Origin of the sequence: Actinoplanes sp. NPDC051411 (assembly GCF_040682075.1) — a bacterium.
Lineage (GTDB): Bacteria > Actinomycetota > Actinomycetes > Mycobacteriales > Micromonosporaceae > Actinoplanes.
The window spans coordinates 104,594-116,142 of sequence record NZ_JBFBAD010000003.1 but is presented as its reverse complement, the minus strand read 5'-3'; the positions used below and the strand labels follow the sequence as shown (position 1 = coordinate 116,142).

The window sequence follows — 11,549 nt, the reverse complement described above, 5'->3', positions numbered from 1 at the left end:
GGATTTCTTCACACTTGGTTTTTAAGTGCACCGGCTATTGTTCTTGTGGTTATTTACTCACGTATGTATGGTAACGCGCGCCATTGTATGTGGGCCGCGCCGTAATCCCTTTGCCGGTTAGATCAGTGGTTCGCCTGGAACCACGGCTGGGTCCAGCCGAGGTACGGCTTTCCCCAGCGGCTTTCGATCGTGGCGATCGTGGTGACGGTCAGCGTGCCGCTGCCACCGATGTCGTTGGAGACGAACTGGCCACCGCCGATGGAGATCATCACGTGGCCCGCGCCGCCGCTGAAGAACGCCAGGCCGCCGGCCGGGACGGTGCGGCTTCCCGCGTGCTTGTACGCCGACGGCACCGCGAGCCAGTGGTTGTACGCCGTGGTCGAGCCGGATGCGCTCCACCCGTACGCCAGGCCGACCACGTGGTCGCACCGGTCGGCGTAGTCGGCGTGGTACGTGGTGGTCTCGTGCGCCTTGGCCCATGACACCGCCTGCGCGCAGGTGTTCGGGTCGCCGAGGCCGGAAGTCGAGCAGGCGGTGCCCGCGCTGAGGAACTGGTGCGAGGCGTTGTTGTTCTTCAGCGTCGCGTTGAGGTTTCCCTTGGCGCCCGCGGCGAAGTCCTGGGAACTGCCGGCGTAGTCGCTGTTGTAGTACACCCGTACGGTTTGGCTGGAACGGTTCCAGACCGAGGCGGCGTTGTTCTTGATGCAGATGCCTTTGCCGTTGCCGGCGCCTTTGAAGTCGTAGCAGGAAGGTTCGGTGGTGCCGTAGTCGCCGACCGAGGTGGTGAAATCGGAGACGGAGCCGGCTTCGTCGCTGTTGTAGTAGTAGCAGAATTCGCCGCTGTCGCAGACGCCGTCACGGGAAGCGGCGTTCGCGGGTGAGGCGACGGCTATGACCGGCGCGGCAAATGCCAGGGCCATCGCGGCAGCGGTGACGATTCGTTTGAGCATTGTCATTACTCGCTTTCTGTGTTGATCGGAGGGAATTCGGTTCTCAGCACCGGACGCTGGTGGACACCCAGCCGACGATCGGTCCGAGCGGATCGTCGCCGTACATTCCGGGTCCCTCGGTGCCGGAGGCGTTCGTGACGGACACCGCCGCACAGTCACTCCACGACCGGTGTGCACTGCGGTAGCCCGCCCATACATAGACATAGCTCCAGTTCTTGGCGCACCCCTTAAACTGCTTGACCGAGGCGAATGTCTGCCCTCCGACGGTCAGCGTGGCGGTGGAGCCGATCTGAACGGTGCTCGAGCAACTCGGCGCCGACACGGCATAGGCGGGAGTGTCGACGTCAGGAAAGGGACACGTCGCTGTAGTAGTGGCGCAGAATCGTCTGGTAGTTCTGACCCGAATTCGCGAGATCACGCGAGCCGTACTGCGACAGCCAGTCCCCGTCCACCCAGCCACCGCAGGCGGTCGCGGTCGAGCAGTAGTGCGCCTGGAGGACGTTGCCGCTGCGGGTCATCCGGACCGCCCAGGTGCTGTCCACCGCGGAGGACGTCGACGCCTGCGCCGACGACGGCCGGTAGACCTGGTCGGCGGTGTCGTCCCGGACGTCGTAGCACAGTCCGCCCGAGGTCTTGCGGGTCGAGTGCAGCGCCCAGTACCAGCCGTAGCTCTTGACCGCTACCGCGCCGGCCTGCAGCGAGGCGTTCGGCCAGCTCGACACCCACTCGTTGGGGATGACGTTCTTGACGTACGTCTTGAAGTCGACCCGGTCGACCCGCCCGAGGCTCACCCGGTAGACCAGGATGGTGGTTGGCAGCTTGCTGTTGGTGCCGTCGGTGCTGCAGCCCGTGCTCGTGCTCAGCAGCTGGTGCGAGGCGTTGTTGTTCTTCAGCGTGGCGTTCAGGTTGCCCTTCGCTCCGGGCGCGAAGTCCTGGCTCGCACCGCCGAAGTTGCTGTTGAAGTAGACCCGCACGGTCTGGCCGGTCCGGTTCCACACCGACGCGGCGTTGTTCTTGACGCACACGCCCTCGCCGTTGCCCGCGCCTCGGAACTCGTAGCACGTCGGCTGGGTGGTGCCGTAGTCGTCGAGGGAGTCGGTGAAGTCGGAGACCGAGCCGGCCTCGTTGCTGTTGAAGTAGTAGCAGAATTCGCCGCTGTCGCAGACGCCGTCGCGGGACGCCGCCGACGCCGGCAAGGCGGCGCTCAGGAGGAAGGTGGTCGTGGCGAGCGCGGCGCCGACGACGGCGAGGCTCTTGCGGAAGTTCACGTTGTCCTCTCGGGGTGATGGGTGATCGGGCCGAGTGCGGGTCACTGCCCGCGCTGGTACTGCTCCCAGGTCACGATCGGGATCCGGGGACCGTCGTCCGGGCCGCGGTTGGCGAGGCCGTTCATGCCGAGGTAGTAGTCGCCGATCTGGTGCTGCGCCTCGCTGGAGAGGTCCGTGTCGTTGATGGCCACGGCGTGGATGTGCCACGGCCAGTCGGCCTGACTCGGGTTGCGGATCCAGGCGGCGAAACCGACCTGGCGCAGCGCCCGGGCGACCGCGGTGCGCTGGGCCGCGGTCATGCCGGTGACCGAGATGTCCACCACGCCGCCGCCGTCGTGCGTGCCGGCCGAGGTCGGGTCGCCCCCCGGGTTGTACGAGCCCTGCGCGAGCACCAGGCGGTAACCGAGCAGACGCTGAGCCTCGGCCAGCATCGCCTGGGTACGCGCGTCGACGACGTACCCGTCCCGCTGGACCTTCGCGCCCGGACCGATCGGGTTGCTGACCGTGTACCGGTTCAGCCCGAGCTTCGTCAGCGACGTCGTGCCGGGCAGCCCGTTCGCGGCCAGGCCGGTGTAGCCGAGCGAGCGCTGGTAGGCCGCGTACGCCGCGATGGTCACGGTGCCGAAGTAGCCGTCGACCCATTCCGCGCTCAGCAGGTTCTTGGCCTGGAGCGCCTGCTCGACGGCGAGCACGGAACTCTTCGCGCCCGGGGTCAGTGTGTTGTCGGCGCGGCGGGGGTCGATCTGGGCGGCCAGGACCGTGGCCTCCATGTTCACCAGGGGTAGCGCGGCCGCGGTGACGGATGGCGCGGCCCGCGCGGGGGCCGGGGCGCCGACGGCCACGCAGAGTGCGGCGAGCCCGACGGCTAACCAGGGACGGCGCATGTCGTATCTCCTCGTCGGTGGGTCTCATGTGGAGACATCACTTTGCGAGGAGGCGCCTGCTGTTCGGTACCCCCGTTGATCTGTCAGATCTGTCAGACATCATCGACCTGCATAAACGCGGTGTTGTCAGCTTGGGTGGCACACCCGGTACTGACATCGAGCGTTTCAGGCGACGACGTTGACCATGAAGTACACCGGCCGGCGGCTGGGGAAGTAGGCGTCGCCGGCCTCGTCGACCATCTTCCAGCTGACCCAGCACTCCGCGGGACGGCTCGGCGCGGTGACCGCAACACTGATCATCACTTGCTGGCCGGGCGGGGTGTCCCCGATGGCCACCCGATCCGGCACCTGGCAACCGTCCTTGTCAGCGGTGGGGTTCATCCGGGCCAGGAAGCGGTCGTGCCAGTCGACCGTGCCCACGTTCGCGATCGCCCACACCTTGACGAAGTGGGTCTTCACCTTGACCCGCATGCCGTCGGGGATGGTGACGTCGGCGATGAACTTGCTCGAGTCGCCCGGAATCAGCGAGTCCGAGAACGGTGTCGAGGACGGCGAGGGCGCCACCACGGGGGAACCGTCCACGGATGACCGGCTGTGGACGACGATGCCCACGACCGCGACCAGCGCCACCAATCCCGCCGCGACGGCGAGCCACGGCAACCGGTGCCGTCGCGCACGCGGGCCCTCGTCCACGGGGGCCACGACGTCGGTCGGCCTGGTGTCTACAGTGGCTGGCATCGGGGAATCGGCCGCGGAATCGGCGACGGCCGCCGTCCGGCTGTCGTCCGGCACGACGTGGACCGTCACCGACCGTTGAGCGTCCTCCCATCGGCACCGCCACTGCGCCTCGTCGGCTTCGCAGACGCGGACGAACTCGCGGGTGGTCTCCCACGAGGGAAACCTCGTCCCGGCGGCGGCCTCGTGCAGCGTCGTGTGGGAGATCCGGCCCGATCGGCCGGCCATCTTCCGGAATGACGGATTGCCCGCGGCAGTCCGTAATGTCCGCAACTGCCCGGCGAACTCTTGGGCGACCATGCCGTCTTGCGGCGGCTCGGCGGCCGCACGCTGGTCTTCCATCCGGTCCCCCATGTCAGACACCGCAGTCAGGACTTGTCAGGCCGCGTAAGAGCGTACCGAAAGCGACGGGACGGGTATCAATGTGATGGCCGTGACATCGATGGCCCGGAGGCCTACCGACCGTCGTGATCGGCCCGGCTGGTGGTGCCCTCGCGGAAGTCGGTCGCGCTGCCGGGGAGGCTGTGCCAGGTGTGCCAGAGGGCGGCGTAGGTGCCGCCGGCCGCGACCAGCTCGTCGTGGGTGCCCAGTTCGACGATGCGGCCCTCGTCCATCACCGCGACCCGGTCGGCGTCGTGGGCGGTCTGCAGGCGGTGGGCGATGGCGATCACGGTGCGGGAGTGGAGGACCGCCGCCAGGGCCCGTTCGGCGGTGCGGGCGGTTGTCGGGTCGAGCAGGGCCGTCGCCTCGTCGAGGATGACCGTGTGCGGGTCGGCCAGCATGACGCGGGCCAGGGCCAGTTGCTGGGCTTCGGCGCCGTTGACGGGGTGGGCGCCCAGGTCGCGGTCGAGGTCGGTGGCCCAGGTCGCGCCGACCGTCGCCAGGGCCTGTTGCAGGGCGGCGTCCGGGCGGGGGCTCATCAGGTTGGCCCGCAGCGAGTCCCGGAACACGTGGTGTTCCTGGGTCACCAGCACGACCTGGCGGCGGAGCCGGTCGGGCGGCAGGTCGGCCACCGGGACCCCGCCGACGGTCACCGAACCGCTGCCGGGGCGGTCGACCCCGGCGAGCAGGCGGCCCAATGTGGACTTCCCGGCCCCCGACAGCCCGACGATCGCCAGGCGCTCGCCGGGCCGGACCGACAGGGAGACGCCGCGAAGCACGTCCGGGCCTCCGGCGTACGCGTAGTGGACGTCCCGAACCACGATGCTGTCGCCGGACGGCTCGCCCGGGTCGGCCGCCCGCGGCCGTGGCACCGCCGCCAGCCCCTCGACCCGCGCGAACGACGCGCCGCTGCTCTGGAGCTGCTCCACCCAGATCATGATCGAGTCGAGCGGGCCGGCGATCTGGCGCAGATAGAAGACGGCGGCCACCACCGAGCCGAGCGACAGCAGCCCCCGCAGGTGCAGGATGCCGCCGACGAAGAGCGCGACGACGACCGGTACGCCGTACGCGATCTCGGCCACCGGAAAGAGCACGTTGCGCAGAAAGAGGGTCCACAGCCGGGTTTTGCGGCTGTGGTCGACCGCCGCCTCGCCGGAAGCGAGCCGCCGGGCCTGCAGGCCGAGCGCCTCGATGGTGCGGGCGCCGCTGACCGTCGCGCCCAGTTCCTCGGCGACGACCGAGTTGGCCGCGCCCTCGGCCAGGTAGCCGTCGCGGGCCCGGGCCAGATACCAGCGCAGCACGAAGTAGATCAGGGAGAGCGTGGCGACGCCGATGCCGCCGGCCAGTGGTGAGACCACGATGACCGCGACGGCCAGGAACAGCACCTGGAGGATCGCGATGAAGACCGTCGGTACCGCTTCGGCGACGGTCTCGGCGACCGTGCCGATGTCGCCGGTGCCGCGGGCGCCGAGGTCGCCGGCCGGCACGCGTTCGGCGACCGAGGCGGGCAGGGCGAGGGTGCGTTCGACGAAGGTCTCGCGGATGCGCGCGGCCGTCCGCTCGCCGAAGCGGTGCCCGGTGAGCAGGGCATAGCGGGCCAGCAGGATCTGGGCGGCGGTGCAGGCGAGGATGGCGACGGCGTAGTGGTCGATCGGGGCGTCGCCGTGGCCGATGCCGTCGACGATGCGGCCGAGCAGCCAGGGCGCGGCGAGGCCGGCCAGGGTGGCGAGCACGTTGAGCGCGATCACGGTGGCGACGGCGCGGCGGTCGGCGGCGAGCAGCCGGACCGCGGCGCGGCGGACCTCGGCGCGGCCCGCGATCGGGAGCGCGGTCATGCGGCGCCTCCAGAAAGCACAGCGCCAGCGGGAAGCACGGCACCTGCGGAAAGCACGGGGCCTCCGGGAGATGCGGCCGGGTGCCGCGCGGTGCGGCTGGTCATCCTCGGGAAACCATTGCTCGGTAGTCCGGCACCTCGGCCAGCAGCGACCGGTGGGTGCCGGTGGCGACGACGCGGCCGTCGCGCAGGAAGTGCACGACGTCGGCCTGGTCGAGCAGGGCCGGCGAGGTGGTCACGATCAGCGTGCCGCGGCCCCGGCGGGCCTTGCTGAGCCGTTCGGCGATGGCGGCTTCGGTGTGGGCATCGACGGCCGAGGTCGGTTCGACGGCCAGGAGCATCTCCGGCTCTCGATAGAGCGCACGCGCCAGCCGTACGCGCTGACGTTGCCCCCCGGAGAGATTGCGCCCGTCGGGTTCGATCCGCCCGTTGATGTCGTTGGCGACCGCGATGTTGAGTGCCGCCTCGACCCGGTCCACGTCGACCGCCCCGCGACCGGCGACCACTTCGGCCAGTGTGCCGGCGAACAGGTGCGCGTCGTCGTCGGCGACCAGGATGCGTTCGCGCACCTCACCCCGCTCGATCTCGTCGAGGCGGATGCCGCCCCAGGTCGCGCCGGTCTCCCCGTACCGTCCGAGCCGGTCGACGATCGGCGCGGCACCGGAGCCGGCGAGCACGGTGAGAAGCCCCGGTTCGACGGTGACACCGGAGAACGGGTCGTAGAGCTTGGCCGGGCCGCCGGGCGGCGGGGTGAGGCCGGCGACCGGTTCGGGCTCCACGTTGAGCAGTGCGGTGACCCGCCGGGCGGCCACCACGGCCTGGATGATCTGCTGGCCCGACGAGATGAAGATCTCGACCGGCACGACCAGGATCGCCGCGTAGCCGTAGACCGCCGCGAGTTCGCCGATCGTGATGTCGCCGCGGGCGGCCAGGTGGGCGCCGAGCCACGTGACCAGGGCCAGGAACAGCGCGGGCAGACCGGTGGCCAGGGCTTCGATCCAGCTGGCGGCTGAGGCCACGCGGTAGCCCTCGCCGAGCAGGCCGGTGGAGCCGGCTCGGTAGCGGGCCAGCTGGGCCTCCTTGCCGCCGAGCCCGTTGAGCAGGCGCAGGCCGCCGACGATGTCGAGCAGGCGGGCCGCGAGCTGACCGGCCCGGGTGCGGTAGCGGGCGCCGGCCCGGTGCAGCGAGCCGAGCAGCGGGCCGATGGCCAGGCCCACGACCGGTACACCGGCGAGCACGGTCACCGCGAGCAGCGGGGAGACGCGCAGCAGCAGGACGGCCACCACGGCGTACCCGACAACGGCGCCGACGCCGGGCCCGGTGACGGTGAGCCCCCGCGCGATGATCCAGACGTCGCCGACGCCGATCGTGACCACCTCGCCGGCGGTGAGCCGGCGCGGGAGCGCCGCGCCGAGGTCGATCGCGTGGCCGAGGACGACCCGGATGGTGCGGTAGCCCGCATCCATCCTGATCTTGGTCATCGTGCGGTGCCGGGCCATGCCGAGGAACGCGCCGACGGACGTCAGCGCGAGCAGGACGGCGGACCAGGCGGCGAGGATGCCGTAGTGGTTGTCGCGCAGGCCGTGATCGATGGCCTGGCCGATCACCGGGGGCGCGAGGACGAGGCTGAGTGTCGATGCGCTGCCGAGAAGGCCACCGGCCGCGACGCGAGGCCACTGGCAGCGGGCCAGCCAGAGCAGGTAGCGCACTGGTCCGCGAGTCAAACAGCCCCCCTAGATCAGTTTGTTACTCTCCCGACCGTGGGCGAAGCAAAGAGTACGCGAGTCATCGCTGGGCGTAAATTCGATCTTACGCGACGTGTTGCCGTGATGGCGATCGTCAATCGAACTCCGGACTCATTCCATGACAAAGGCCGAACATTCGCCCTGGAGTCGGCGATCGAGGCGGTCCGGGCCGCGGCCGGGGCGGGAGCCGACTGGATCGACGTCGGAGGGGTCCCGTTCGCCCCCGGACCCGAGGTGAGCGCGGCCGAGGAGATCGACCGTGTGCTGCCGGTAGTCGAGGCGGCGCGCGATCTCGCTGTGGTCTCGGTCGATACGTTCCGGCCCGAAGTGGCCCGCGCGGTGATCGCGGCCGGGGCCGGCGTCATCAACGACACGTCCGGTTTGCGCGATCTCGCGATGGCCGATGCGGTCGCCGGAACCGACGCCCAATTGGTGATCACCCACAGCCTGGCCGCGCCCCGGACCCTGTGGCCTAGTCCGAAATATAGCGATGTAACGACCGAAGTGCGGCTATTCCTGAAAGGCGGGATTAAAAAGGCGCTCGACCGCGGCGTCAAACCCGAGCAGATCATCATCGATCCGGGTCACGACCTGAACAAGAACACCTATCACTCGCTGGAACTGACCCGCCGGCTCGACGAGATCGCCGCGATCGGCTATCCGCTGCTGGTCGCGGTGAGCAACAAGGACTTCATCGGCGAGACCCTCGACGCACCCCCGCCGGAGCGGCTGGCCGGCACGCTGGCCAGCGTCGTCTACAGCGTCCTGCACGGCGCCCGCATCGTGCGGGTGCACGACGTGCGGGCGACCGTGGACGCGGTGCGGATGACCGAGGCGATCATGGGCTGGCGGGAGCCGGTCTATGCCCGCCACAACGTCTAGGACGAACATCTAGGACGAACAGCTAGGCCGTCGAGCTGCCGCAGCCGGTGCAGAACATCTGGCCGGCGTTGACCTTGGTGCCGCACTGACCGCAGAACTTCGACGCCTCGGGCGCCGCCGCCAGCGGCGTGCCGCAGTGCTGGCAGTATTTGCCGCCGCCGCCGCCGCTGTCGTTGTCGCACGACGGGCAGCGGGCGGTGACCGGCTGGCCGTAGGTGACACCCTGCGTCCAGTCGACCTGCTCGATCTTGCCGCGCAACTGGTCGACCTGGGCCCGGGCCTGCATGCCGGCGATCTCCTGGTCGAGCTTGGGCGCGCAGTTGACGCAGACCCCGCGCTCGCCGTTCCAGCACACCTGGCCGCACACCCACTCGCCGCAGCGGTGGCACTGGTCGAAGTGCGGGCGCATCTCGTCGACCGCGGCGGCCAGTGCCTTGTCCCAGGTCTTGCCGCGGTTGCCGTCGCGCATCCACTGCGCGTCCCAGCCGAGCTCGGACGCCTTGCGGCCGATGTCGCCCCCGAGCAGGTCGCCACCCATCTGCAGCAGGCGGCCGCCGAACCCGGTGACCGAATGCTTGAACGACGAGGTGTAGCCGTTGCCGCAGCGCTCGCAGAAGAACTCGAACTGGTATCCCTCGCGCGTGGACCGGTCCTGATAGTTGTCCGTGAAGCCGATCATGCCGCTCATGCCGCCGTGTTTCTCCTCATCCCCCAAGCTCAGGGGCCGTACAGTACCCCGCCTACGCACTTTCCCCGTCGCCCAGGGTGGAGATCAGGTCACTCATCCAGGGCCGTGGCTCGACGGCTTCCGGACCGACCACGCGCATGGCACCGAGGCAGGTCAGGAGCATGCCGATCCCGAAGAAGTCGCGGGCCTCCTCGGCCGTGCACCCGGTCAGCTCCCGGACAGTGTCGTAGAGCCGTCCGAAGCCCTCCCGGACCGGCTCGCCGATCGCCGGATCGGCGCTCGCGGTGAAGCCGTGCAACAGCAGGGTGACCATCTCGCGGTTCGCGAGCAGTTCGTTGTACGCGTGGCCGAGCGTGTGCAGCGAGGGGTCGGGGACGGCGCGCCAGATCTCCTCGATCCGGTCGCAGGCCCGGCCCACGGCCGCGATGAACAGCTCCTGCTTGGTGCGGAAGATCCGGATCACGTACGGCTGGCTCACCCCGGCCAGGCGAGCCACCTGATCGGTCGTGGTGCCGGCGTATCCGCCCAGGCTGAACGCCGTGATGGCGGCGTCGATGAGCTGGTCCGAGCGTTCGGCGGCGGTGAGACGTGTCCGGGGCATGGTTGACAGGTTATCAGTCGATAACTACGCTCGTCCTCGTTAGTTATCAGTCGATAACAACTTTCGGGGAGAACTCTCATGACCGCCGCTACTCTCGCGCCACCCGCGGAGAAAACAGCGAAGACCCGGTCGATGGCGCTGATCCTGCTCGCCATCGGCATCCCGACCTTCATGGTCACGCTCGACAACCTGGTCGTGAGCACCGCGCTGCCGGTGATCCGCACCGACCTGAACGCGTCGCTGGAGAGCCTCCAGTGGTTCGTCAACGCGTACACGCTGCCGTTCGCCGCCTTCCTGCTCACCGCGGCGGCGATCGGCGACCGCATCGGCCGCCGCCGGATGTTCCTGGCCGGCCTGGTCGTCTTCACGCTCGCCTCGGCCGCGGCCGGGCTGGCCACCGAGTCGTGGCAGCTCACCGCGGCCCGGGCGATTCAGGGCCTGGGCGGGGCCGCGGTCATGCCGCTGGCCCTGACCCTGCTCGCGCAGGCGGTGCCGGAGAATCGCCGGACGGCCGCGGTCGGCATCTGGGGCGGCATCAGCGGGCTCGGCGTCGCGGTCGGCCCGGTGGTCGGCGGCGCAGTCGTCACCGGCCTCGACTGGCACTGGATCTTCTTCCTGAACGTGCCGGTCGGCGTGGTCGCGGTCATCCTCGCCGCGACCGTGCTCGGCGAGTCCCGGGGCGGCGCGAAGCGGCTCGACCCGCTCGGCCTGGTGCTCTCGGCGGCCGGCGTGCTGCTGATCATCTGGGGCGTCGTCGACGGCCCGGACCGGGGCTGGAGCTCGGCCCGCATCCTCTCGATGCTGATCGGCGGCGGCGCCCTGATGCTGGCCTTCCTGCTCTGGCAGCGGCGCAACCGGAGCCCGATGCTGCCGCTGACGCTGTTCCGCTCGCGCGGTTTCAGCCTGGTCAACGTCGTGCAGCTGACCTTCTCGGCCGGCACGTTCGGCGCGGTCTTCCTGCTCTCCCAGTTCTTCCAGGTGGTGCAGACGACGACCCCGCTCGAATCCGGCCTGCGCACCCTGCCCTGGACCGCCGCCCCGATGATCGTGGCGCCGCTGGCCGGCATCTTCGGCGACCGGATCGGCAGCCGCAACCTGATCGTGGCCGGTCAGGTGCTGCTCGCCGGCGCGATCCTCTGGATGGGCCTGGTCACCCAGGCCGACCTGGCCTACCCGCGGTTGATCGGCGCGTTCGTGATGGCCGGCGTCGGGATGGGCCTGACCTTCTCGCCGATCAGCACGCTGGCCCTGGCCAGCGTCAGCGCCGAGGAGCGGGGTGTCGCCTCGGGCACCAGCAACACGATCCGCGAACTCGGGGTGGCGGCCGGCGTCGCCGCGCTCGCGTCGATCTTCTCCACCTACGGCAGCTTCGCCACCCACCAGTCCTTCGTCGACGGACTCCGCCCGGCGGTGCTGGTCGGCGCGGCCGTGGTCGCGTCCGGCGCGGTTGTCGCGATCTTCCTCCCCGGTCGGCGAATTTCGGCCTGAAGTCCAGATTGTTGCATCGCTGAGTTCAACTATTGCGTTTCTGTGACGCGGACTGTCACGATGACCGTCGATCCGTTCTCCCCCTAACCGGAT

Annotated in this window: 10 protein-coding genes; 2 read left to right on the top strand and 8 right to left on the bottom strand. The window is 69.7% G+C overall.

The window, feature by feature from the left end:
- Window positions 1–122: 122 nt before the first annotated feature.
- The 6 genes from AB0M88_RS02515 to AB0M88_RS02490 form a co-directional block, all read right to left on the bottom strand.
- Complete coding sequence (locus tag AB0M88_RS02515) at window positions 123–950, bottom strand: peptidase inhibitor family I36 protein (protein WP_364094240.1); 828 nt, start codon at window positions 948–950, stop codon at window positions 123–125.
- Between the two features lie 344 nt (window positions 951–1,294).
- Entirely contained in the window at window positions 1,295–2,218 is a 924-nt protein-coding gene (locus AB0M88_RS02510; RefSeq protein ID WP_364094237.1) for a SpoIID/LytB domain-containing protein, read from the bottom strand.
- A 41-nt stretch (window positions 2,219–2,259) separates the two neighbouring features.
- Window positions 2,260–3,102 carry a peptidoglycan-binding protein gene (locus tag AB0M88_RS02505; protein ID WP_364094235.1) on the bottom strand — a complete coding sequence of 281 codons (843 nt, stop codon included), beginning with the start codon at window positions 3,100–3,102 and terminating at the stop codon, window positions 2,260–2,262.
- Window positions 3,103–3,267: 165 nt separating this feature from the next.
- Window positions 3,268–4,179: an NBR1-Ig-like domain-containing protein gene (locus AB0M88_RS02500; RefSeq protein ID WP_364094232.1), complete on the bottom strand. Its 912-nt coding sequence runs from the start codon at window positions 4,177–4,179 to the stop codon at window positions 3,268–3,270.
- 113 nt (window positions 4,180–4,292) lie between these two features.
- The gene (locus AB0M88_RS02495; protein WP_364094229.1) at window positions 4,293–6,053 is read right to left on the bottom strand and encodes an ABC transporter ATP-binding protein; all 1,761 of its coding nucleotides are present in this window, start codon (window positions 6,051–6,053) and stop codon (window positions 4,293–4,295) included.
- Window positions 6,054–6,153: 100 nt separating this feature from the next.
- Window positions 6,154–7,776 carry an ABC transporter ATP-binding protein gene (locus tag AB0M88_RS02490; protein ID WP_364094227.1) on the bottom strand — a complete coding sequence of 541 codons (1,623 nt, stop codon included), beginning with the start codon at window positions 7,774–7,776 and terminating at the stop codon, window positions 6,154–6,156.
- A gap of 105 nt (window positions 7,777–7,881) precedes the next feature.
- Between AB0M88_RS02490 and folP the strand changes: the two genes are divergently transcribed.
- Entirely contained in the window at window positions 7,882–8,679 is a 798-nt protein-coding gene (gene folP, locus AB0M88_RS02485; protein ID WP_364094224.1) for a dihydropteroate synthase, read from the top strand.
- A gap of 22 nt (window positions 8,680–8,701) precedes the next feature.
- Here the strand turns inward: folP and AB0M88_RS02480 are convergent, their stop codons facing one another.
- Window positions 8,702–9,367, bottom strand: coding sequence for a hypothetical protein (locus tag AB0M88_RS02480; RefSeq protein WP_364094221.1), 666 nt, complete (start codon window positions 9,365–9,367; stop codon window positions 8,702–8,704).
- A 52-nt stretch (window positions 9,368–9,419) separates the two neighbouring features.
- Window positions 9,420–9,968 carry a TetR/AcrR family transcriptional regulator gene (locus tag AB0M88_RS02475; protein WP_364094219.1) on the bottom strand — a complete coding sequence of 183 codons (549 nt, stop codon included), beginning with the start codon at window positions 9,966–9,968 and terminating at the stop codon, window positions 9,420–9,422.
- A gap of 78 nt (window positions 9,969–10,046) precedes the next feature.
- Between AB0M88_RS02475 and AB0M88_RS02470 the strand changes: the two genes are divergently transcribed.
- Complete coding sequence (locus tag AB0M88_RS02470) at window positions 10,047–11,456, top strand: DHA2 family efflux MFS transporter permease subunit (protein WP_364094216.1); 1,410 nt, start codon at window positions 10,047–10,049, stop codon at window positions 11,454–11,456.
- Window positions 11,457–11,549 lie beyond the last annotated feature (93 nt).

Excerpts from the sequence above, each read along its gene's own strand:
- AB0M88_RS02515 (WP_364094240.1), bottom strand. The coding sequence starts at position 950 with ATGCTCAAACGAATCGTCACCGCTGCCGCGATGGCCCTGGCATTTGCC.
- AB0M88_RS02505 (WP_364094235.1), bottom strand. The coding sequence starts at position 3,102 with ATGCGCCGTCCCTGGTTAGCCGTCGGGCTCGCCGCACTCTGCGTGGCC.
- AB0M88_RS02500 (WP_364094232.1), bottom strand. The coding sequence starts at position 4,179 with ATGGAAGACCAGCGTGCGGCCGCCGAGCCGCCGCAAGACGGCATGGTC.
- AB0M88_RS02495 (WP_364094229.1), bottom strand. The coding sequence starts at position 6,053 with ATGACCGCGCTCCCGATCGCGGGCCGCGCCGAGGTCCGCCGCGCCGCG.
- folP (WP_364094224.1), top strand. The coding sequence starts at position 7,882 with ATGGCGATCGTCAATCGAACTCCGGACTCATTCCATGACAAAGGCCGA.
- AB0M88_RS02480 (WP_364094221.1), bottom strand. The coding sequence starts at position 9,367 with ATGAGCGGCATGATCGGCTTCACGGACAACTATCAGGACCGGTCCACG.
- AB0M88_RS02475 (WP_364094219.1), bottom strand. The coding sequence starts at position 9,968 with ATGCCCCGGACACGTCTCACCGCCGCCGAACGCTCGGACCAGCTCATC.
- AB0M88_RS02470 (WP_364094216.1), top strand. The coding sequence starts at position 10,047 with ATGACCGCCGCTACTCTCGCGCCACCCGCGGAGAAAACAGCGAAGACC.